General features: G+C 63.8%; 20 protein-coding genes. 9 read left to right on the top strand and 11 right to left on the bottom strand.

All coding sequences use genetic code 11. The features are described from left to right. Window positions 1-15: 15 nt before the first annotated feature. Genes ACE3PH_RS01465 through ACE3PH_RS01440 form a run of 6 tightly spaced genes read right to left on the bottom strand, consistent with a single transcriptional unit; the run spans window position 16 to window position 3,236 of the window. The gene (locus ACE3PH_RS01465; RefSeq protein WP_374315767.1) at window positions 16-219 is read right to left on the bottom strand and encodes a hypothetical protein; all 204 of its coding nucleotides are present in this window, start codon (window positions 217-219) and stop codon (window positions 16-18) included. A 21-nt stretch (window positions 220-240) separates the two neighbouring features. After that, window positions 241-489, bottom strand: a complete 249-nt coding sequence (locus tag ACE3PH_RS01460) for a DUF1569 domain-containing protein (RefSeq protein WP_374315765.1) — start codon at window positions 487-489, stop codon at window positions 241-243. 48 nt (window positions 490-537) lie between these two features. Further along, window positions 538-1,170, bottom strand: coding sequence for an N-methyl-D-aspartate receptor NMDAR2C subunit (locus tag ACE3PH_RS01455; protein ID WP_374315763.1), 633 nt, complete (start codon window positions 1,168-1,170; stop codon window positions 538-540). A 42-nt stretch (window positions 1,171-1,212) separates the two neighbouring features. Then, window positions 1,213-1,557 (bottom strand): multidrug efflux SMR transporter, encoded by a 345-nt coding sequence (locus tag ACE3PH_RS01450; protein ID WP_374315761.1) that lies wholly within the window; start codon window positions 1,555-1,557, stop codon window positions 1,213-1,215. A gap of 55 nt (window positions 1,558-1,612) precedes the next feature. Further along, window positions 1,613-2,083, bottom strand: coding sequence for an N-acetyltransferase family protein (locus ACE3PH_RS01445; protein ID WP_374315759.1), 471 nt, complete (start codon window positions 2,081-2,083; stop codon window positions 1,613-1,615). Window positions 2,084-2,114: 31 nt separating this feature from the next. Continuing rightward, window positions 2,115-3,236, bottom strand: coding sequence for an NADH:flavin oxidoreductase/NADH oxidase (locus ACE3PH_RS01440; RefSeq protein WP_374315757.1), 1,122 nt, complete (start codon window positions 3,234-3,236; stop codon window positions 2,115-2,117). A 176-nt stretch (window positions 3,237-3,412) separates the two neighbouring features. Here ACE3PH_RS01440 and ACE3PH_RS01435 point away from each other — a divergent pair, with 176 nt between their 5' ends. Together ACE3PH_RS01435 and ACE3PH_RS01430 are read left to right on the top strand one after the other, a co-directional pair. Beyond that, window positions 3,413-4,042, top strand: coding sequence for an MBL fold metallo-hydrolase (locus tag ACE3PH_RS01435; RefSeq protein WP_374315755.1), 630 nt, complete (start codon window positions 3,413-3,415; stop codon window positions 4,040-4,042). Window positions 4,043-4,066: 24 nt separating this feature from the next. Continuing rightward, a complete protein-coding gene (locus ACE3PH_RS01430) occupies window positions 4,067-4,537 on the top strand; it encodes an acyl-CoA thioesterase (protein ID WP_374315751.1) in 471 nt (156 codons plus the stop codon). On the opposite strand, the gene ACE3PH_RS01425 is transcribed toward ACE3PH_RS01430, so the two are convergent. Together ACE3PH_RS01425 and ACE3PH_RS01420 are read right to left on the bottom strand one after the other, a co-directional pair. Further along, complete coding sequence (locus tag ACE3PH_RS01425) at window positions 4,486-5,427, bottom strand: M48 family metallopeptidase (protein ID WP_374315749.1); 942 nt, start codon at window positions 5,425-5,427, stop codon at window positions 4,486-4,488. The two genes, ACE3PH_RS01430 and ACE3PH_RS01425, sit on opposite strands and share 52 nt — an antisense overlap. An 18-nt stretch (window positions 5,428-5,445) precedes the next feature. Next, the gene (locus tag ACE3PH_RS01420) at window positions 5,446-6,969 is read right to left on the bottom strand and encodes an MFS transporter (RefSeq protein ID WP_374315747.1); all 1,524 of its coding nucleotides are present in this window, start codon (window positions 6,967-6,969) and stop codon (window positions 5,446-5,448) included. A gap of 180 nt (window positions 6,970-7,149) precedes the next feature. Between ACE3PH_RS01420 and ACE3PH_RS01415 the strand changes: the two genes are divergently transcribed. The 4 genes from ACE3PH_RS01415 to ACE3PH_RS01400 all read left to right on the top strand — a co-directional run bounded on the left by ACE3PH_RS01415 (window position 7,150) and on the right by ACE3PH_RS01400 (window position 11,400). After that, a complete protein-coding gene (locus tag ACE3PH_RS01415; RefSeq protein WP_374315745.1) occupies window positions 7,150-9,003 on the top strand; it encodes a methyl-accepting chemotaxis protein in 1,854 nt (617 codons plus the stop codon). 109 nt (window positions 9,004-9,112) lie between these two features. After that, window positions 9,113-9,934, top strand: a complete 822-nt coding sequence (gene otnI, locus ACE3PH_RS01410) for a 2-oxo-tetronate isomerase (protein ID WP_374315743.1) — start codon at window positions 9,113-9,115, stop codon at window positions 9,932-9,934. A 27-nt stretch (window positions 9,935-9,961) separates the two neighbouring features. Beyond that, window positions 9,962-10,828, top strand: coding sequence for a lysophospholipase (locus tag ACE3PH_RS01405; RefSeq protein ID WP_374315741.1), 867 nt, complete (start codon window positions 9,962-9,964; stop codon window positions 10,826-10,828). Between the two features lie 14 nt (window positions 10,829-10,842). After that, window positions 10,843-11,400: a YaeQ family protein gene (locus tag ACE3PH_RS01400; RefSeq protein WP_374315739.1), complete on the top strand. Its 558-nt coding sequence runs from the start codon at window positions 10,843-10,845 to the stop codon at window positions 11,398-11,400. Window positions 11,401-11,422: 22 nt separating this feature from the next. Here ACE3PH_RS01400 and ACE3PH_RS01395 read toward each other — a convergent pair whose 3' ends face one another. Further along, window positions 11,423-13,096 carry a long-chain-fatty-acid--CoA ligase gene (locus tag ACE3PH_RS01395; protein WP_374315737.1) on the bottom strand — a complete coding sequence of 558 codons (1,674 nt, stop codon included), beginning with the start codon at window positions 13,094-13,096 and terminating at the stop codon, window positions 11,423-11,425. Window positions 13,097-13,294: 198 nt separating this feature from the next. Here ACE3PH_RS01395 and ACE3PH_RS01390 point away from each other — a divergent pair, with 198 nt between their 5' ends. Next, window positions 13,295-14,845 (top strand): methyl-accepting chemotaxis protein, encoded by a 1,551-nt coding sequence (locus ACE3PH_RS01390; RefSeq protein ID WP_374315735.1) that lies wholly within the window; start codon window positions 13,295-13,297, stop codon window positions 14,843-14,845. A gap of 4 nt (window positions 14,846-14,849) precedes the next feature. On the opposite strand, the gene ACE3PH_RS01385 is transcribed toward ACE3PH_RS01390, so the two are convergent. Further along, the gene (locus tag ACE3PH_RS01385) at window positions 14,850-16,046 is read right to left on the bottom strand and encodes an aromatic amino acid transaminase (protein WP_374315733.1); all 1,197 of its coding nucleotides are present in this window, start codon (window positions 16,044-16,046) and stop codon (window positions 14,850-14,852) included. A gap of 279 nt (window positions 16,047-16,325) precedes the next feature. Here ACE3PH_RS01385 and ACE3PH_RS01380 point away from each other — a divergent pair, with 279 nt between their 5' ends. Further along, complete coding sequence (locus ACE3PH_RS01380; RefSeq protein ID WP_374315731.1) at window positions 16,326-17,912, top strand: response regulator; 1,587 nt, start codon at window positions 16,326-16,328, stop codon at window positions 17,910-17,912. Between the two features lie 30 nt (window positions 17,913-17,942). Here ACE3PH_RS01380 and ACE3PH_RS01375 read toward each other — a convergent pair whose 3' ends face one another. Next, window positions 17,943-18,491 carry a PadR family transcriptional regulator gene (locus tag ACE3PH_RS01375; protein ID WP_374315729.1) on the bottom strand — a complete coding sequence of 183 codons (549 nt, stop codon included), beginning with the start codon at window positions 18,489-18,491 and terminating at the stop codon, window positions 17,943-17,945. Window positions 18,492-18,637: 146 nt separating this feature from the next. Here ACE3PH_RS01375 and ACE3PH_RS01370 point away from each other — a divergent pair, with 146 nt between their 5' ends. Next, complete coding sequence (locus ACE3PH_RS01370; RefSeq protein WP_374315727.1) at window positions 18,638-20,659, top strand: FAD-dependent oxidoreductase; 2,022 nt, start codon at window positions 18,638-18,640, stop codon at window positions 20,657-20,659. The last annotated feature ends 7 nt before the right edge of the window (window positions 20,660-20,666 follow it).

The following is a 20,666-nucleotide window of genomic DNA, read 5'->3' as shown; positions in this document are numbered from 1 at the left end:
CAGCACGGGCAGACATCATTTGCGTGCTGCGTCCACTTCCTTCTGATAGGTATCGTGAGACATGCTCGCATCTTGCAGGCAGCGCTCCCGAGCCGCTTCATCGGCTTGCTTCATGCATTGGGCGCGCTGTGCATTGCGCCCCGTGGCGTACAGATTCGCAGAGGTACAGCCCGCCAACAGCAGGACCATCCCCAGCAGCTTGAGTAGGTTGTGAATCATGACGTGCTCCTCACCGTGGCTTCAATCCGCCACACGAAACTGGGAAATGTGATTGGCAATGTACATGGCGTGCCCACGCTCATATGCGTTCTTGTCAAGCTCGCCATCAGCAAAGTGGGGCTGGAGCGGCTTGTCCCACGCCAGGAAGCTCTGCATGGCGGCTCGCAGGTGGGCCAACGCCAAAAACAGATCCTCCTGTGCTGCCAATGCAGGCGCCCCGACAGCAGAGATCACGATCACTCGACGGGAATGCTTGATGTCGGACTGCATGAACGGCCTTTCCATGGTGGCTATTCCGGCTGCGAGGTTGGTTCTTGACTACGCCCTTGCACCCAGATTGCTGCGCGCCTGGGCCTCATAGCGCTGCCTGAAGTGCGGCGTGCTGTAGATGTGCTTGCGCCGCAAAAAAGCGTTCAAAACCGCCTTGCGCTTCATGTTGTACAGCAAGCCCGGCACCCAACTGTACTCGGCACGAACCTGCTGCTCATATTCCGCGAAACGCTGAGGCGAAGCACCCAGAATGGCCAGATCAATGTCTACCAGCAACTGCTGGTCTGCATCGTGTGGCACCGCATCGTGCCTCGTGACCATGATGAGTTGCCTGACACGCTCGCAACTTGCCGCCGGCACCTTGGCACTTGCCAGCGCGGCCACGGCCCAATCGGCACTGCGCTGCTCATTGGCCTTGCCATGCACGTCGTAAATGGCATCGTGAAACCAGAGGGCAATGGCCACCTCGCCGGGGTGGTTCGCGAGATCGTGCACTTCTTCGAAATGCGCCAGGCACTCACGGAGATGCTGCCATGAATGGTAATGGCGCTGTGGCTCTTCATACGCAGCCACAAGCTGCTCAAACAGCCCAGCTGGTGGCACCAGATTCAGATCAGACCACACCCGGGCCCACTGCCGACCCAAGTCTGACTGAACCCCTTCACGCTGGTGAGCAGTCACGCGCGCCCCCTCACTTGAGGTTTCTTTGAAGAGGCTGGCAGCTTATGTCGCACCGTTCAATTGCAGACCGGCCACGCCCGCCACGATGAGCCCGATGCACAGCAAGCGCATGATCGAAGCCGGTTCGCCGAAAAACGCCAGCCCGATCACCACCGTGCCAACGGCACCAATGCCACCCCAAACGGCATACGCCGTTCCAATGGGAATGACCTTCAGCGACAGGCTCATGAGATAGACGCTCAGCGCGCCAAAGACGAGTGCCGACGCCGCCGGAATGAATCGGGTAAAGCCATTCGACAGCTGCACTGACGTGGCAAACACAATTTCGAGTGCGCCGGAAAGAAAGATGAGGGCCCAGGCGACCTTGGGATTGGTGATTTCTTGCATGACACGGCCAATATAAAAGGCTAGCGGACAGTGTGCCAGAGTCAGCCGAGCGGGCTTATTCCCGCTGGGCATCAGGGTCGACACGGCGACTGTAGGCAAGAAACACCTCATCACGAACCCAGCCCATGGACTCATAGAGCCTTTGGGCCTGGTGGTTGGCTCTGGCCGTGGTGAGATCCATGCGCGTTTTGCCATCCGCTCTGGCGCGCTCTTCTGCTGCCTGCAAAAGCAGTTTCCCCACACCACTCCTGCGCGCCATAGGCAGCACGAAAAGGTCGTAGAGCACATAGATGGGTTGAGCCTCCACCGAGCAAAACGTCGGGTAGAGCTGGCAAAAGCCCACAGGGCCCACCTCTTCGCCGGTGGCCAGCAGAATGACAGATTCCTTCCTGTCGATTCGCTCAGCGATGAACGCGGTAGCGCGAAGAAGATCAGCGGGTTGTTCGTAGAACTGCCGGTAGAGGTCGAAGAGTTCGGCGACCGATTGGGTGTCGTCCGCCGTGGCCGCCCTGATGGTGATATTCATGTCGTTTGTGGGGCTGCGTCAACCGCCTGCGTCAGGTCGTGGCAGGCGGCTTGCTGGGGCCGTGATACCGGGCCAGCCAATGCGCATAAGGCGGGGGCAGTACCCAGTCCGGTTGCGCTACGCCCAGAGCATGGGCCAGTTCACGCGGGTAGTGCGGGTTGGCCAGGTGTGCACGGCCAATCATCACAAGGTCCATCTGGCCCTGCGCAATCACACGCTCGGCCAGTTGTGCGCCATCGAGCCCCCAGCTTGACGCCACCGGCAGCGCCGCCTCGCGGCGCACCCGCTCGGCAATCGGGGCCATGAAACCATAGCTGCCCCAGGGCACCTGGGCCTCAGGGATGACGAAGTTGATGCTGACGTTGAGCATGTCCAGCCCCGCGTCACGCATGCGACGGGTCTGTTCAATCGACTCCGACAAGGTGGCCTCGTCATGGCCATCAAACTCGATCACCCCGAAGCGCGCGGTCAGCGGCAGGTTTTCTGGCCAGACCTCACGCACTGCCTTCAATGTGTCGAGCATGAAGCGCCCGCGGCCATCCAGGTCACCGCCATAGTCGTCGGTGCGGTGGTTGCTGTGCGGTGAGAAGAAGCTTTGCGCCAGGTAGCCGTGCGCGAAGTGCAGTTCAAGCCACTCAAAGCCCGCCAGACGCGCACGGCGCGCTGCCGCCACGAAGTCGGCTTGCACGCGCGCAATGTCTGCCGGTGTCATGGCCTTGGGCACGCGGGGCAGGCCCTCGCCATACGCCAGCGCAGAGGGGGCCAGGGGCGTCCAGGCACGTGGGTCGCTTTCGGGGATGTGGTCATCCCCCTCCCAGGGCCGGTTGGCGCTGGCCTTGCGGCCCGCATGGGCAATCTGGATGCCCGGCACCGCACCAGCGGCCTTGATGGCTGCGGCCACCTGGGCCAGGCCTGCCACATGGGCGTCGTCCCACAGGCCCAGACAGGCTGGGGTGATGCGCCCTTCTGGAGACACACCCGTGGCCTCCACAATCACCAGGCCGGCGCCACCACGCGCGAGCGCGGCGTAGTGCACTGCGTGCCAGTCATTGGTGAAGCCATCTTGTGCGCTGTACTGGCACATGGGCGGGATGGCGATGCGATTACGCAGCGTGACGTCTTTGAGCGTGAAGGAGCTGAAGAGTGCGGACATGGTGGGCTGCCTTGGTTTCACGGTTTCGTCGTCAGGATTCCACACCGACGTTTGAACCAACGTTCTACCAGCTAGTCAGCCCCGGTGTCCAGTTCCAGGCAGCCATCAGCCGGGGGTGCTAATCTTGATCCTTGCCACTATGGCTCCTTGCGACCTCGAATCACCCAACCCCCAAGATGTTCCAGCGCCACACCATTCCCGTGACCGCCTTCGAGCAGAACTGCTCGCTCGTCTGGTGCGACGAAACCCAGCAGGCCGCCCTGATCGACCCGGGTGGCGACATCCCCAAGCTGTTGGCAGCGGTCAAGGCGCGCGGTCTGACACTGTCGGCGCTGTGGCTGACCCATGCCCACATTGACCATGCCGGCGCCACAGGCACCCTGGCACGTGAACTGAACCTGCCCATCATCGGCCCACAACGGGGTGACCAGTTCTGGATCGACGGACTGCCCAAGCAGTCACAGATGTTCGGCTTTCCACAGGCTGAAGCATTCACGCCGACGCGCTGGCTGGAAGATGGTGACACGGTGACCGTCGGGCACTGCACGCTGCAGGTGCTGCACTGCCCTGGCCACACGCCCGGACATGTGGTGTTCTTCGAGCCCACCACCCGCCATGCCTTCGTGGGCGATGTGCTGTTTGCCGGCAGCATTGGTCGCACCGACTTTCCTGGTGGCAGCCACCCCACGCTGATTGCCGCCATCAAGGACAAGCTGTTGCCCTTGGGCGACGACGTCACCTTCACCCCCGGTCACGGGCCCGAGAGCACGTTTGGCGAAGAGCGCCAGTTCAACCCCTTCCTGTGACCGGCTCAACCCAGTTCAACACGCATGAGCGAATCAACCATCGAGTGGGAGCACCCGCATCCCTTCATCCTGCCTGTCACGGTGCAGCCCGAGCACATCGACGTCATGCAGCACACCAACAATGTGGTCTACCTGGAGTGGGTCGGGCAAGTGGCCTGGGCACACTCTGGCAGCCTGGGCATTGACGAGGCCGCCTTCCGCGCTGCGGGGCATGGCATGGTGGTGCGCCAGCACGAGCTGACCTACCTGGCGGCCACCAAGCTGGGTGACGAGGTGTTGCTGGGTACTTGGCTGAGCGACATCGACCGCCTGTCGATGCAGCGGCATTACCAGTTCGTGCGCGCCAAAGACGGCGTCACGGTATTTCGGGGCCGCACGCATTTCGTGTGCGTGGACATCGAGCAGGGCCGTGTGCGCCGCATGCCCGAGTCCTTCCTGAAAGCTTACTCGGCTGCCACCGAGCGCGCCGAAGCGGCGTCAGACACAGCCCAATAAGCCAGCGGCTCGAAGTCGCGGTAATACAGCGCGCCCGTCTTCAAGGCCCGATCAAACCGCTGGCTGGGCTTGGGCGCCCGGTCGTACAACGGGATGACCTTGGGCAGATTCGCTTCGATGTCGTCGATGCGGGTGCTGCTTGACGGGTGGGTGGACATGAACTGCGGCGGCGCGCCCTTCGACGCGGCGGCCATCTTCTTCCACAGCGTCACGCCCGAACGCGGGTCATAGCCCGCGCGAGCGGCCAGCTCCATGCCGACCAGGTCCGCCTCGGATTCATCTTCACGGCTGAACTTGAGGGTGAGCAACTGGCTGCCCATGTTGAGCAAGGCATCACCCGTGTTGCCCAGGCCCAGCAGCCCTGACAGCAAGCTGGCGCCAAAACGCGTCGCCGTGGTCTTGCCCATGCGCTCGCGGGCATGCTCACGCAGGGCGTGGGCCATCTCGTGGCCCATCACCATGGCCACTTCGTCGTCAGTCAGCTTGAGCTGGTCCAGGATGGCGGTGTAGAAAGCGATCTTGCCGCCAGGCATGCAAAAGGCATTGATCTGATCTGACTTCAGCACGCTGACCTCCCAGCGCCAGGACGCCGCCCGCTTATTCCACTCATAGGTGAAAGGAATGATGCGCTGGGCAATGGCACGCACGCGCACCACCTGCGGGTGGTTGTCAGGCAGCAAAGCGCCCTTGGTGCGCGCCTCTGACTGCACCTGCGCGTATTGCTGGACTGCTGCCTTTTCAACCTGGTCGGCAGAAACCAGTTTGGAAAACGACGAGCGCTCACCCACATCGACGCCGTCACGGGCCCAGATGGCGGGGGCGGCACAACTCAGCGCCAGCCCCAGCAGGGTGGCGTGTGCGAGGCGGGTCATCACTGCTTTTGTCATCATGGTCGGCTCATTGTGGGCTTAACGCACGCCATTGTCGCTGAGCATACGGCGCACCGCAGGCAGCAGCATATACGCCGGGAATGACAGCCAGAAAGTCAGAAAGAAGAAGCTGGCGTAGCCCATTTGCTCGACCCCCATGCCACCGGCCCACCCGGCCACGGCGCGCGAGAAAGCAAAGATGGACGACAGGATGGCGTACTCGGTGGTCGCACGCGACTTGCTGGTGATGCCCATCAGGAAGGCCAGAAACGCCCCTGTGCCGAGACCACCCGTGAAGCTCTCCAGACCACTGGCTGTGTAGACCGCCAACTGGGTTGCCAGCGGCAAGTCCGTGCCGGGGGCCACGTGCGGCACATACCAGGCTGCCAGCGCGTAGCCCAGGTTGGAGACCGCCTGCGCCAGGCCCAGCACCCACAGGCCTTTGTAGATGCCGGCGCGGTCCACATACCACCCTCCTGCCAGCCCACCGGCAATGGACAGACCCAGGCCGATGTTCACACTGACCAGGCCAATCTGCGCCGGGGTAAAGCCTGCGTCCACCCAGAATGGCTTGACCATGAAGCCCATGGCCGCGTCACCGAGTTTGAAGGTGAGTATGAACAGCAGCACCGGCAGCATGCCGTGGCGACCCAACAGTTCCACCCAGGCACCCACCACCGGGCCATCAGCCAGCTTGCGCGCGGCGGGCGCACGTGCTGCGATCACCATCAGGCTGGCACCAGCAAACATCAGCCCGACCGGCACGGCCCCCTTGAACCACCATGCCCCGCTGATGGCGTTGATGGCCGCCCAGTCAAGCGCCTTGGCAACCGGGCCAAGTACCGGCCACAGCAAGCCGGCCAGCACCAGCCCCAGCGCCAGCAGCCACAAAGGTTGCTGCTTGAGCAAGGTCCATTCCGACACATCGCCCGGCTGGCTGACGCGGGGGACCCGTGGTGGCTGCTGCGGCGCGGCCAGGATCACCAGGCCATTGACCACCATCATCAGCGCGCCCACCAGGTAGGCGGAAGACCAGTTGGGCTGCCCCTCCTGCCCCATCCAGCCTGCGATCACCAGCAAGAAGCCCGCTGTGAGCATGCCGAAGCGGTAAAAGCCGATGCGCAGGCCATTGGCAATGCCGTACTGGCCTTTCGACAGCATCTCGATGGTGTAGCCATCTGTGGCGATGTCATTGGTGGCCGACAGCATCGTGAAGGCCGCCAGCAGCATCCACGGCCACGTGGCGCCCTGCCCCAGCGCTTCCGGGTGCCAGGCCAGGGCGGCCAGCACCGCCGCCATCCCGAAGTTGGCCCCGCTGATCCAGCGTCGATGGTGCCGCCAGGCATCCACCAGCGGGGCCCACAGGAATTTCACCGTCCAGGCCAGCCCGATGAGGCTCAACAGACCGATTTCTGCGGGGCCGACCCCTGCACTGCGCATGTGCACAGGGAACAGGTCATAGAACAAACCCAAGGGTAAACCCTCGGAAAAGTACAGCAAGGCCACCCAAAACATCAAACGGCGAGCCAGGGGGGGCGCTCCCGCTGAGGAAGATTGATTCATGGACGTGATTCTAGGGAGGCTTAGTCGCCTGCGGCCCAGGCTCAGAACTGACTGGATTACCTGACTTCCCTGTGACTTTTCCAACGATCACCCATTCAACTTTGTGGACAAGATGCCGATAGCGTTCCTGTAGTACCGCGAGAAGAACACTTGCCGAGGGCATTCCCTTTGGAGGCACACATGAATTTCCGTACCAAGATTTGGGCGATGCCGATCAGCGCGGCTGTCGTTTTTGTGGTGGGCGTGATCATCAGTCTGGTGATCGGCCAGCGCACTGCTGCCGGACTCAAGCAGATGGAGTCCGTCGACAACCCGTTCCAGGACTACGTGGCAACGGTCGACACCAGCGCGGATCAGATCCGCCTGACATTGCAGACCGCCGCAGCCGAGGGCGACCCTGAGCGGATCAAGGACACCCAGACGATGGTGGCCGCTGCCCACAAGGCCTTGACGGCCATGCAAGGCCTCGAAGGCAAGGCCGATGCTGCCAAGGCCCTGACATCGGCTTTTGATGCCTACCAGCAAGCTGCAACCGGCGCCGTCGGTGCCATGCTCAACAAGACCCCGGTTGGCGACCTCGTCAGCCAGATGCAAAGCACACAAGCCAACCTGACCAAGGTGCTGGGTGAACAAAAGACCCTGGCCAACGACGCCCTGACCGCGGCACAAGCCAGTGCAGCCAAAGGCGTGAAAGCCGGCATCTGGGTGTCGGTGCTGACCGGTGTGATCGTGCTCGTGGTGCTGGGCGCAGCTTCCGTGATCGTGCTGAAGTCCGTCTGGGCCGACCTTGGCGAAGACCCCACCGTGTTGCGTCAACTGGTCAGCCGCATTGCAGAAGGCGACCTTGACCACGATCTGCACCACCGAGGTGGAGACACCAATTCACTGCGCGCCTCGCTGGTGAACATGACCAACAAGCTGCGCGACACCATCGGTCTGATCCGTCAGGCTACCGACTCGATCGCCACCGCATCCAACGAGATTGCCAGCGGCAACACCGACCTGTCGAACCGCACGGAAAACACCGCATCGAACCTGCAACAGACCGCCAGCTCGATGGAGCAGCTGACCGGCACCGTCCGTCAGAGCGCCGACTCGGCCCGCCAGGCCAACCAACTGGCCTCGGGTGCCGCCACAGCGGCACAGCGCGGCGAGCAGATCGTCTCGCAAGTGGTGGCCAACATGTCGGAAATCGACAATGCCAGCCGCAAGATCACCGAGATCATCACCGTGATCGACGGCATTGCCTTCCAGACCAACATCCTGGCGCTGAATGCGGCCGTGGAAGCAGCACGCGCCGGCGAACAAGGCCGCGGCTTTGCCGTAGTGGCGGGCGAAGTGCGCTCGCTGGCACAGCGCTCGGCCAATGCCGCCAAGGAAATCAAGACGCTGATCAACGCCTCGTCTGAAAAGGTCGAGTCGGGTTCGAAGCTGGTGAAGGACGCTGGCTCGTCGATGAACGAGATCATGACCAGCGTGAACCGCGTGACCGACATCATTGGCGAGATCAGCGCTGCCGCCACCGAACAAAGCCAGGGCATTGGCCAGGTCAACCAGTCGGTCACCGAACTGGACCAGATGACCCAGCAGAACGCCGCGCTGGTGGAGGAATCAGCCGCTGCCGCGGAGAGCCTGAAGGACCAGGCCAGCCGTCTGGCTCAGGCCGTGTCCGCCTTCAAGCTCAACCACTCGGGTGCCATCTCGCATGCAGCACCGGTGCACACCAGCCACGCCGCCAGCAAGCCCGTGCACAAGCCGGCTACCAGCAAGCCTGTGGCGGCTTCCAAGCCAGCTGCGCCGGTTGCGCCCCCTGCCGACCCGGTGAAGCACGAAGCCAGCACCGTGATCGCCAAAGCCAAGGAAACCGCGCGCGCCACGCCGGCTCCAGCAGCCAGGAAGCCTGTCGAGCCGGTCATGGCAGCCGCGCCCAAAGCACCGGCACCGCGCCCGGCCCCTGCAGCCGAACCCATGGCACCCGCACCGGTCATTGCCAAGGCCGCCGCCCCGGCGGACGACGACTGGGAAACCTTCTGAGGCCCCGCACACCACACAACCCCGGACGACCCTCCGGGGTTTTTTCTTTTGTCGGGTATAACGCCGGCTCAAGCGGCGCACGCCGCGCCCATTGATGGCCTGCTTCACCATGAACTCGCACCCGCACACCCAGGCACTTCAGTTCGCTGCCAACCTGTCCTGGCTTTACACCGATCTGCCCTTTCTGGACCGTTTTGAAGCCGCTGCGCGCGATGGCTTCAAGGGTGTCGAGTGCCTGTTCCCGCACGAGTTCCCGATGACCGAAGTGCGTGACCGCCTGCGGCACAACGGTCTGCAGTTGGTGCTCTTCAATGCAGCTCCTGGAAACTGGGCGCAGGGCGAGCGCGGCCTGGCTTGTCTGGCCGGTCGAGAAGTCGAATTCCGCCTCAGCGTGGACCGGGCCCTGGCGCTGGCCGCCGAGCTGAACTGCCCACGCGTGCACGTGATGGCCGGGCTCAGCACCCCGGCCACACAGCAGGCCGACTGGGCCCGTTATCAGGCCCAACTGGCCTGGGCAGCCGAGCAAGCCCAACAGGTCGGGCGCCATCTGATGATCGAGCCGATCAACACACGCGATATGCCGGGTTACCTGCTCAACCGCCAGGACAAGGCCCACGACCTGCTCAACGCCATCGGGTCAGATCATCTGCAGGTGCAGATGGACCTGTACCACTGCCAGATCATGGAGGGCGACATCACAGCCAAGCTGCGCCAGCACCTGCCCGGCGGGCGCGTTGGACACCTGCAGATTGCAGCCATCCCTGACCGGGGGGAGCCCGATGCCGGCGAACTGCATTACCCTCATGTGTTTGCCGAACTGGCTGCGCTGACTTGGCAGGGCTGGATCGGCTGCGAATACAAGCCTCGCCAGGCTGGCCCGGGCGGTACGTCTGCCGGCCTGGGCTGGTTGCGCGCCCTCTCAGCCCGTTAAGCCATCTGCACGCCACAAAGGACCCCGATGCCTGCTTCACTGCCCACCGAGATCCAGACGCTCAACTTCATCAAGCTGGCTCTGCGCCACTGGCCACTGCCCGAGGGCGTCACGCCTCGCGGTGTGGCCGTGATCGTCCATGGACTGGGCGAGCACAGCGGCCGCTATGAGCATGTGGCCGCCCACCTCAACGCCTGGGGCTGGGCCGTGGTGTCGTACGACCACCGGGGTCACGGGCGATCAGGTGGCGAGCGCGGCCTGCTCAGCACCGAGCGCGACTACCTGCATGGCCTCAACATGGTGCTGGGTGAAGTGGTGCAGGCCTACCCCGGACACAAGCTGATGCTGATCGGGCACAGCATGGGGGGACTGATTGCAGCGCGCTATGTTTCGGAGGCCCTGGCCCCCGAAAGCGAACCGAGCTGGTCGCGCCCCATCGACGCCCTCGTGCTGTCCTCGCCTGCCCTCGACATCGGCCTGAATGTCTTTCAGCGCGCCCTGTTGGCCACGGTCGGCGCCCTGGCGCCTGACTTCCCGGTACCCAACGGGCTCAAGCCCGAATGGGTCAGCCGCGACCCGGCCGTCGTGAAAGCGTATGTGAACGACCCGCTGGTGCACGACCGCGCCACAGGGCGCCTCGTGCGCTTTTTGCTCGACGGTGGGCGCCATGTGATGGCACAAGCCCCGCGCTGGCAAGTGCCTACGCTGCTGATCTATGCCGGTTCGGACCGCTGCGTGAACCCGGCGGGCAGCGCGCGCTTTGCGCAGCTCGCGCCCCAGGGCAAGGTCAGCGCCAAGGCCTACCCGCACATGTTCCATGAAATCTTCAATGAGCCCGATCAGGATCAGGTCTTTGCCGACCTGAAGCGCTGGCTCGACACTTTGCCGTTTTGAAAGACTGACCAACCATGGCCCTCAAAGCCACCATTTACAAGGCCCAGATCAACCTGGCGGACATGGACCGCCATGTGTATGCCGACACGGCCCTCACGATTGCGCGCCACCCCTCTGAAACCGATGAGCGGATGATGATCCGTGTGCTGGCCCTTGCACTGGGCTGGCCTGCCGACACCTCGGAAGGCACGCTCGAACTGGCCAAGGACATGTGGGAGCCCGACGAACCCGCCCTGTGGCACAAGAACTTCTCGGACGAGATCCTGCACTGGGTGGAAGTGGGCCAGCCCGACGACAAGCGCCTCATGAAGGCTGCAGGCCGGGCGCGCCGCGTCAGCCTGTTTGCCTTTCAGAGCAGCACGCCGATCTGGTGGAGCAACATCGCGACCAAGCTCACGCGTGCCAGCAACCTGCACGTCTGGCAGATTCCGTCCGAGCAAAGCGAAGCGCTGGGCCAGTTGGCGCAGCGCAGCATGCAGTTGCAGGTCACGGTGCAGGATGGCACCGTGTGGGTCAACGACGGCCAGACCACAGTGGAGATCACCCCGGTCCGGCTGATGGGCGAAGACTGAAGCCTGTTGGCTTCAGCCCGCTTCAGGCTGCCTTGCGCAACTCGCGCCGCAGGATCTTGCCCACAGGGGTCTTGGGCAGCTCGGCACGGAACTCAACCACCTTCGGGCGCTTGTAACCGGTGAGGTGCTGAGCGCAATAGTCACGCACCTGCTGCTCGGTCACCTGGGGGTCTTCACGCACGATGACCAGCCGCACCACCTCGCCCGAATGCGGATCGGGATCGCCCACAGCCGCACATTCCAGGATGCCAGGCATCTGGGTGACGACGTCCTCGATTTCGTTGGGGTACACGTTGAAGCCCGACACCAGGATCATGTCCTTCTTGCGGTCAACGATCTTCACGTAGCCGCGCTCGTCGATGGTCGCGATGTCGCCGGTGCGGAAGAAGCCGTCGGCCGTCATCACCTTCGCCGTTTCTTCCGGACGCTGCCAGTACCCGGCCATGACCTGAGGCCCGCGCACGGCCAGCTCACCCGGCGACCCGAGCGGCAGCTCCTGCCCCTCTTCGTCCAGCACCTTCACTTCGGTGGAGGGCAGCGGCAGGCCGATCGTGCCGGTATAGGCGGTGTTGTTGACAGGGTTGCAGGTGACCGACGGGGACGTCTCTGAGAGGCCGTACCCTTCTGCAATCGGGCAACCGGTCTTGTCTCGCCAGATCTTGGCGGTGGCGTGCTGCACCGCCATGCCGCCGCCGACCGACAGACGCAAGCCACTCCAGTCCACCTTGTCGAAATCAGGATGGTGGGCCAGTGCGTTGAACAGCGTGTTGACCGCCGGGAAGCTGTGGAAGCGGTGCTGCGACAGCTCCTTCAGGGTGCCCGGGATGTCTCGCGGATTGGGGATGAGGATGTTGCACGCGCCCACGCGCAAGCCGAACATCATGCTCACGGTGAAACCGAAGATGTGATACAGCGGCAAGGCACAGACCATGGTGGGCTGCTCGTGCTCAGGCACCAGCTTCCACATGGGCTGGTTCCAGGCCTCCGACTGCAGCAGGTTGGCAATGATGTTGCGATGCAGCAGCACAGCCCCCTTGCTCACCCCGGTGGTGCCGCCGGTGTACTGCAGCACGGCGATGTCGTCAGGCCCCGGGTTGGCGGCCTGGAAGGTACGCTTGCGCCCGCGCGCCAGCGCATCGTTGAAACGCACGGCGCTCGGCAGCTGGAATGCCGGCACCAGCTTGCGCACCTTGCGTACCACGTGGTTGACGATGGCCCCCTTCACGAAGCCCAGCATGTCACCCATGCTGGCCAGCACCACATGCTGCACCGGCGTCTTGGCCAGCACGGCCTGCAGGGTGACCGCGAAGTTTTCCATGATGACAATGGCCTTGGCCCCGGCATCCCGCAACTGATGCTCCAGCTCGCGTGGCGTGTACAGCGGGTTGACGTTGACCACCACAAAGCCCGAGCGCAGGATGGCGGTCACCGCCACCGGGTACTGGGGCACATTGGGCATCATGACGGCCACCCGGTCACCGGGCTGCAAGCCCAGGCCTTGCAGGTAAGCCGCAAACACCTTCGAGAGCTCGTCGACCTGGCCGAACGACCAGGTCTTGCCCATGAATTTGTAGGCCGCCTTGTCGCGATGCACGGAGAAACCCTCATCCATCAGCCCCACGAGCGAGCGGTAGGTGGATGGGTCGATGTCGTGCGGCACTTCAGACGGGTACTGCTTCAGCCAGATCTTGTCCATGGGCAAGGTGTTCCTGTCGTGCGATTTGTCGCGAATGGTGGAAAAGCCATTCTTCTACGGTTCTCTTTCCATGCCGATCAGGGGAATCACCCTATACGCTGCACAACACACGCGATGCATCTAGGGGGTTCCTCTATTCAGGTTTTCGGAACCTGGCCGATATCCCCAAACCAAGCGCCGTCGTCTGAGGAGAACAACATGGCATCCTGGTTTCAACATGCCACCATCGCCACGAAATTGCGCGCGATCACCATCGGCACCGTGATCGCCGTGCTGGGTTGCAGCGGCCTGCTCCTGTATGGTCAGTTCAGCCAGGGCTTGAGTGATCGGCGCGCCAGCATGCATGATCAGGTGCACAGTGCCTTGTCGGTTCTCAACTGGCTGCAGCAACAAGCGGCCACCGGCAAGATGCCCGAAGAACAGGCCAAGCGCGCAGCCCTCGACACCCTCGGCCAGATGCGCCAGGGCAAGGATGGCTATCTGTTCGTGCTCAGTGCCGACAACCGCATGCTGATGCATGCCGTCTCACCCAACTTGAACGGCAAAGACATGTCCGGCTCGAAGGATGCGGACGGCTTTTTGCTGTTCAACGAGATGATGAAGGTGGCCAAGGGCCCCGATGGCGGCACCGTGCAGTACCGCTGGATGCAACCCAGCACCAAGCAGGTTGCCACCAAGGAAACCTATGTCGCCGAATTCAAGCCCTGGGGCTGGGTGGTCTGCACCGGTGCCTATGTCGATGAGCTGAAAGCTGCAGCGGCAGAGCGCGCGATGATCTATGTGCCCATCTGCGTGGCCGGTGCCCTGTTCCTGTGGTTTGTCATGCGCAGCATGACGCACTCCATCACGCACCGCTTGCGCCGCATGCGCGACATCGCCGATGCGATTGCCCACGGCGACATCAGCCAGGATGTGCAATGGCGGGTCAATGACGAGATCGGTGAAGTGATGGCCGCGCTCAAGGCCATGTCCGACGGGCTCAATTCGACCGTCAGCCAGGTACGCTTCAGCGTCGACAGCATGGTGACAGCGAGCCGCGAGATTGCGGCTGGCGCCAGCGATCTGAGCCAGCGCACCGAGCAGACGGCCGCGCGCCTGCAGGAAACGGCGGCATCGGTCGGCGTGCTGCACCACTCCGTGCAAGACAACACCGAGGCCTCACGCTCAGCCAATGCGCTGGCCAGCAATGCCCGTCAAACGGCTGAGCAGGGCCACGGCGTGGTCGGCCAGGTGGTGAGCACCATGGACGACATCCAGACCAGCGCGCGCAAGATCGGCGACATCATCGGCGTGATTGACGGCATTGCCTTCCAGACCAACATCCTCGCGCTCAACGCCGCCGTGGAAGCAGCACGGGCCGGCGAACAAGGTCGCGGCTTTGCCGTGGTGGCCAGCGAAGTGCGCGCGCTCGCCAGCCGCAGCGCCGAAGCGGCCCGCGAAATCAAGACCCTGATTGCGGCCTCCAGCGAGCGGGTGGATTCAGGCTCCAAGCTGGTTCAGCATGCGGGCGAAGCCATGCAGGCGATTCTGCACAGCGTGGAAGAGGTCGACCAGACCATCGCGCGCATCGCTGCGGGCGCCTCAGATCAGGCGCAGGGCATTGGCGGCGTGAACCAGGCGGTCAGCCACCTCGACGCCATGACGCAGCAAAACGCTGCGCTGGTAGAGGAATCGGCTGCCGCCGCCGAAAGCCTGCGCGATCAGGCGCAGAAGCTGACGGAAGCGGTGGCCTGGTTCAAGCTGGCCTGAAGCTTCAGCGCGACAGCACGGCCGCCATGGCTTCGGCCACACGGTCGACATTGCCGACATTCAGACCGGCCACGCACATGCGACCGGAGCGCAGCACGTAGACACCATGCTGCTCGCGCAGCACGTCAACCTGCTCGGGGCTCAGGCCGGTGTAGCTGAACATGCCGCGCTGGGTCACGAAGTAGCTGATGTCACGGCCCGGCAACTGCGCAGCCAGCACATCGTGCAGACGCTGGCGCATGGCCTGGATGCGTGTGCGCATCGCGCCCAGCTCGTCGGCCCAGTTGGCACGCAAGGCGGGGGTCTGCAGCACGCGCGCCACGATCTGGCTGCCGTGGGTCGGTGGGCTGGAGTAGTTGCGGCGCACAGCCGACATCAACTGCCCCAGCACCAGGTCGGCTTGCGCCTTGTCCGGGCACACCACGCTCAGGCCACCGACGCGCTCGCCGTACAGCGAGAAGCTCTTTGAGAACGAGTTGGCCACAAAGAAACTCACACCCGCTTCGGTCAGCGCCCGGATGGCGTGGGCATCTTCATCAATGCCGTCGCCAAAGCCCTGGTAGGCGATGTCCAGATAAGGCAGCAACTTGCGCTCGCGCAGGACAGGAATCAGCTCGGCCCATTGCGCCTGGGTGAGGTCCACCCCGGTCGGGTTATGGCAGCAGGCGTGCAGCAGCACAATGCTCTGTGCTGGCAGGCTGCGCACCGTGTCCATCAGGGCACCGAACTTCAAACCGCCGGTCGCCGCGTCGTAATACGGGTAGGTGTGCACCTTGAAGCCCGCACCTTCGAAAATGGCGCGGTGGTTGTCCCAGGTCGGGTCGCTCACCCACACGTCCGAGTTGGGGAAATAGCGCTTGAGGAAGTCAGCCCCCACCTTGAGCCCGCCCGAGCCACCCAGCGTCTGGATGGTGGCGATGCGACCGGCCTTGACGGCCTCGTGCTCAGCCCCGAACAACAGGTGCTGGATGGCTTCACGGTAGTTCGCCGCACCCACCATCGGCAGGTAGGGCTTGGGCCCGATGTGCTGCAGCATGGCCGTTTCAGCCTCGCGCACGGCCTGCATCACCGGCAGGCGGCCGGCATCATCAAAGTAGATGCCGATGCTCAGATTGATCTTGCCTTGACGGGGATCTTTCTGGAAATCTTCGTTGAGGGTGAGAATGGGGTCGCCAGGGTAGGCGTCGACGTGCAGAAACATGGCATTCGCTCCGATACGGCCTCTCGCCGCACCCTGCATTATCCCGAATCAACGACACCCGGCACACACGAACAGAGACACCCACAAGCCGCCCGGGTACTCGCGTCTGCGGTGTGTTCCGTGCCTGTTACCCATCCAACAGCGTGACATGCCGGCATGGCACTTACCCTTGGTTAACTGGACATCGACTTCGGGTTTTGAGACGATCCCCTTTCCGTCGCTGTCCTCCACTCACCGGGGCCGGGTGAGCACGCACCGTGATCAGGTCGAGGTTGCGCCATGGCTCAAGTTCTCTTCGAAGCTGCCTTGCTGCGAGCACAAACCACCAATCAGGATCTGGCCCTGCTGGCTGACCGGGTCAGCGATGCGGTGATGATCTGCGATGCACGCCGCTGCATACGGTGGGTGAATCCCGCCTTCAGTCGGCTGACGGGCTTCTCGCTGGGCGAAAGCCTCGACCAGCAACCCGAGGAACTGCTCAGCGGGCCCCATACCGAGACCAGCCTCATCACCCGCATCAACCAGACCCTGGCGCAGGGTGAGGCCATTGAAGAGCTGGAAATCTGCCAGCACCGCAAGGATGGCGAGCCCATCTGGGTGCGACGCTCCATCCACCCGGTGCTGGAAGCCGACAACGAGCCGGTACGCTATGTCGAGATCCTGCGCGATGTACGGGCCACGCGCCTGGCCGAATCCGAGCACACCCGACGACTGCAAGCCGAACTGGGGCTGGCCGCCAAGGCGGATTTCCTCGCGCGCATGGGCCACGCGATGCGCTCTCCGCTGAACGCCATCCTCGGGTTTTCGCAGTTGCTGGACATGCAGGACACCAGTGCCCTGCCCCCGGCGCTGCAGCAGCAGCTGGGCCACATCCACACGGCCGGCCGCCAGTTGCTCGGGCTGCTTGACCAGGCCCTGGACTACGCCAAGCTCAATGAGCCGGCCGTCAGCCTGCACCCGCAACGCCTGGGCATGGTGCGCGTGCTGCGCGAGGTGTGCGCCACACAAGACGAGCTGGCCCGCGCCCGCCACGTGACCGTGGTGGTTGATTGCGAACCGCACACGGTGTGGGCCGACGCCCAGACCACCCGCAACATCCTGGAGCAGTTGCTGCACAACGCCATCTGCGCGAGTCAGGATGGGGGAACGGTCTGGGTTCGCGGTCGCGAGCTGGCGGAAGACCGCAGTGGTGTCGTCGACATCCAGGATCAGGGCAGCAGCATCGACCCCGCAGATCTACCCAAGCTGTTCCAGCCCTTTTCCCAGATCGAACGGGCTCAACCGCGCTCGGATGGACGCCAGGGTCTGAGCCTGGCCGTCGCCCAGCGCATGGCTGCGCTGATGACCGGCCGCATCGAGGTGCGCAGCACCCTGGGCGAAGGCTGCACTTTTTCGCTGAAGCTGCCACTGGCCGAAGAGGCCACCCATGTCGGACAGCCCCCGGCCAAGGCTGCAGAGCCCATGGTCATGTTGCCGCCATTGCGCATCGTCCACATCGAAGACAACCCGCTCAACCGCAGTCTGGTCGAAGCCCTGTTTGCCACTTACCCCCATGTGCGGCTGCAGTCGGCAGAAACGGCCAGCGACGGGCTGGCTGCCATCGAAGCCATGCAGCCCGATGTGGCGCTGGTGGACATCAACCTGCCAGATGGCAGTGGACTGGACCTGTGCCGCAAGCTGCGCAGCATGCCGGCGTTCAAGAAGCTGCCACTGATCGCACTCAGCGGCGATGCCCTGCCCGACCACATCGCCCGCGCCCTGCAGGCAGGCTTCAACCAGTATCTGGTCAAGCCCCTGCAGATCAACCGCTTGCTGACCATCCTGGCGACACTGCCGACAGCTCAGGCGTCGCCGCCACGGCGTTGACGTCGGTGCCTGGCGCGTCGTGCGTTCAACTCAGTCTGGTGTAGCGGTGCGACGCAACACCTCGATGGCATCACGGCACCAGCGCGCCCAGCCCGCCTCGACCATGATCCCGGTCTTGAGGATGAGGTGCTGGATTTCGGCCTCGCGTGTGAGCAGCTTCTGCGTCGGGAAATCACGCTGCTCGATGGCGCGATAGGCCTGCAGCTTCAGTTCGTGCAGGGCCAGACGGCGCTCGATTTCCTTGTCCAGGCCCAGAGGGCCGATGACCGCATCGGCACGCAGGCGCACCATGAGCTCGTCGCGCATGACGGACGGGTCACACGGCGTGGTCACCCATTCACGCAGGGCCACTTGGCCCGCATCACAGACTTCGTAGATGCGCTTGCGGGTCTTGCCCCCGTCCGGTGCTTCGCTGGAGCTGATCCAGCCATCTTTCTCCATGCGAGCCAGCTCGCGGTAGATCTGCTGGTGGGTGGCGTGCCAGAAAAACCCGATGGACTTGTCGAAACGCCGAGCCAGCTCGTAGCCAGACGAGGATTTTTCGAGCAGCGAAGTCAGCAGGGCGTGGGAAAGTGACATGTGCGCGAGTCTACGTGGCGCCACCTAGGTATGCAACCAGTTGCATAAACGAATCGACTCGACTACATTCCTGCAACTGGTTGCATAGTGCCTGGCAACAGGCCTGCCCCGCTGATTTCTCCACGCCCGATATACAGGACGCCCCCATGACCGCATACCCCCACCTGCTTCAACCGCTTGACCTTGGTTTCACCACCCTGCGCAACCGTGTCCTGATGGGCTCGATGCACGTCGGCCTCGAAGAGGCCAAGGACGGCTTCGAACGCATGGCCGCCTTCTACGCCGAACGCGCCCGCGGTGGCGTGGGCCTCATCGTGACCGGCGGCATTGCCCCGAACGACGATGGCCGCCCCTACCCCGGTGGCGCCCGCATGGCCAGCGAAGAAGAAGCCGCCAAGCACAAGGTGGTGACCGATGCCGTGCACGAAGCCGGCGGCAAGATCGCCATGCAGATCCTGCACTTTGGCCGCTACGCCTACCATCCCGGCCTGGTCGCTCCCAGCGCCATCCGCGCGCCGATCTCGCCGGCCACCCCGCGCGAGCTGAGCACCGAAGAAGTCTGGCAAACCGTCGAAGACTATGCACACTGCGCTGCCATGGCCCAGAAGGCCGGCTACGACGGCGTCGAGATCATGGGCTCCGAGGGCTACCTGATCAACGAATTCATCGCGGCCCGCACCAACCACCGCACCGACGAGTGGGGCGGCTCTTACGACAACCGCATGCGCTTCCCGGTGGAGATCGTCAAGCGCGTGCGTGAACGCGTCGGCACGAACTTCATCATCATCTACCGCCTGTCCATGCTGGACCTGGTGGACGGCGGCTCCGACTTCGCTGAAGTGGTGCAACTGGCCAAGGCCATTGAAGCTGCTGGCGCCACCATCATCAACACCGGCATCGGCTGGCACGAAGCCCGCATCCCGACGATTGCCACCAGCGTGCCGCGCGGTGCTTTCGCCTGGGTGACCAAGAAGATGAAGGGCCAGGTCCAGATCCCGCTGATCACGACCAACCGCATCAACACCCCGGAAGTGGGCGAACAGATCCTGGCCGATGGCTGCGCCGACATGGTCTCCATGGCCCGCCCCATGCTGGCCGACCCCGAGTTCGTGAACAAGGCCGCCGCCGGCCAGGCCGATCGCATCAACACCTGCATCGGCTGCAACCAGGCCTGCCTGGACCACACCTTCAGCGGCAAGATCACGTCCTGCCTGGTCAACCCCCGCGCCTGCCACGAGACCATCCTGACCATCGCGCCTGCCACGTCGACCAAGCGTGTGGCCGTCGTCGGTGCCGGCCCGGCCGGTCTGGCAGCCGCCACCACAGCGGCCCGCCGCGGTCTGGATGTGACCCTGTTCGAAGCCGGCCCCGATGTCGGCGGTCAGTTCAACATCGCCAAGCAGATCCCCGGCAAGGAAGAGTTCTACGAAACGCTGCGCTACTTCCGCAACGAGCTCCAGGCCGCCGGCGTGAAGACCCAGTTCAACACCCGCGTGTCGGCTGACGACCTGGTCAAGGGTGGCTTTGACGAGATCCTCCTCGCCACCGGCGTGACCCCGCGCACCCCGGCCATCGACGGCGTGGACCACCCGAAGGTGCTGAGCTACCTCGACGTGCTGCGCGACAAGAAGCCCGTGGGCCAGCGCGTGGCCGTGATCGGTGCGGGTGGCATCGGCTTCGACGTGTCGGAATACCTGACGCACGAAGGCGAAAGCCCCTCGCTGAACCTCGACAAGTTCAACGAAGAGTGGGGCATTGATTCGGCCTACGCCGAGCGCGGTGGCGTGAAGGCCCCGCATCTGCCCAAGCCCCCGCGCCAGATCTACCTGCTGCAGCGCAAGGCCAGCAAGGTGGGTGACGGCCTGGGCAAGACCACCGGCTGGATCCACCGCACCTCGCTGAAGAACCGCAACGTCGAGATGATCGCAGGCGCGTCGTACAACAAGATCGACGATGCCGGTCTGCACATCACCGTCGGTGGCAAGGACATCACCCTGCCCGTCGACAATGTGGTGATCTGTGCGGGCCAGGAGCCCTTCCGTGAACTGCAGGCCGGCCTCGAAGCCGCTGGCCAGAAGGTCACGCTGATCGGTGGTGCCGACGTGGCCGCCGAACTCGACGCCAAGCGCGCCATCAAGCAAGGCACCGAAGTCGCTGCCGCCCTCTGATCCAGCC

Origin of the sequence: Aquabacterium sp. (genome assembly GCF_041909175.1) — a bacterium.
GTDB lineage: Bacteria > Pseudomonadota > Gammaproteobacteria > Burkholderiales > Burkholderiaceae_C > Aquabacterium.
The sequence above is the reverse complement of the archived record's forward strand: the minus strand, read 5'-3'. Positions and strand labels throughout refer to the sequence as shown.

Excerpts from the sequence above, each read along its gene's own strand:
- ACE3PH_RS01465 (WP_374315767.1), bottom strand. The coding sequence starts at position 219 with ATGATTCACAACCTACTCAAGCTGCTGGGGATGGTCCTGCTGTTGGCG.
- ACE3PH_RS01460 (WP_374315765.1), bottom strand. The coding sequence starts at position 489 with ATGCAGTCCGACATCAAGCATTCCCGTCGAGTGATCGTGATCTCTGCT.
- ACE3PH_RS01450 (WP_374315761.1), bottom strand. The coding sequence starts at position 1,557 with ATGCAAGAAATCACCAATCCCAAGGTCGCCTGGGCCCTCATCTTTCTT.
- ACE3PH_RS01445 (WP_374315759.1), bottom strand. The coding sequence starts at position 2,083 with ATGAATATCACCATCAGGGCGGCCACGGCGGACGACACCCAATCGGTC.
- ACE3PH_RS01440 (WP_374315757.1), bottom strand. The coding sequence starts at position 3,236 with ATGTCCGCACTCTTCAGCTCCTTCACGCTCAAAGACGTCACGCTGCGT.
- ACE3PH_RS01435 (WP_374315755.1), top strand. The coding sequence starts at position 3,413 with ATGTTCCAGCGCCACACCATTCCCGTGACCGCCTTCGAGCAGAACTGC.
- ACE3PH_RS01430 (WP_374315751.1), top strand. The coding sequence starts at position 4,067 with ATGAGCGAATCAACCATCGAGTGGGAGCACCCGCATCCCTTCATCCTG.
- ACE3PH_RS01425 (WP_374315749.1), bottom strand. The coding sequence starts at position 5,427 with ATGATGACAAAAGCAGTGATGACCCGCCTCGCACACGCCACCCTGCTG.
- ACE3PH_RS01420 (WP_374315747.1), bottom strand. The coding sequence starts at position 6,969 with ATGAATCAATCTTCCTCAGCGGGAGCGCCCCCCCTGGCTCGCCGTTTG.
- ACE3PH_RS01415 (WP_374315745.1), top strand. The coding sequence starts at position 7,150 with ATGAATTTCCGTACCAAGATTTGGGCGATGCCGATCAGCGCGGCTGTC.
- otnI (WP_374315743.1), top strand. The coding sequence starts at position 9,113 with ATGAACTCGCACCCGCACACCCAGGCACTTCAGTTCGCTGCCAACCTG.
- ACE3PH_RS01405 (WP_374315741.1), top strand. The coding sequence starts at position 9,962 with ATGCCTGCTTCACTGCCCACCGAGATCCAGACGCTCAACTTCATCAAG.
- ACE3PH_RS01400 (WP_374315739.1), top strand. The coding sequence starts at position 10,843 with ATGGCCCTCAAAGCCACCATTTACAAGGCCCAGATCAACCTGGCGGAC.
- ACE3PH_RS01395 (WP_374315737.1), bottom strand. The coding sequence starts at position 13,096 with ATGGACAAGATCTGGCTGAAGCAGTACCCGTCTGAAGTGCCGCACGAC.
- ACE3PH_RS01390 (WP_374315735.1), top strand. The coding sequence starts at position 13,295 with ATGGCATCCTGGTTTCAACATGCCACCATCGCCACGAAATTGCGCGCG.
- ACE3PH_RS01385 (WP_374315733.1), bottom strand. The coding sequence starts at position 16,046 with ATGTTTCTGCACGTCGACGCCTACCCTGGCGACCCCATTCTCACCCTC.
- ACE3PH_RS01380 (WP_374315731.1), top strand. The coding sequence starts at position 16,326 with ATGGCTCAAGTTCTCTTCGAAGCTGCCTTGCTGCGAGCACAAACCACC.
- ACE3PH_RS01375 (WP_374315729.1), bottom strand. The coding sequence starts at position 18,491 with ATGTCACTTTCCCACGCCCTGCTGACTTCGCTGCTCGAAAAATCCTCG.
- ACE3PH_RS01370 (WP_374315727.1), top strand. The coding sequence starts at position 18,638 with ATGACCGCATACCCCCACCTGCTTCAACCGCTTGACCTTGGTTTCACC.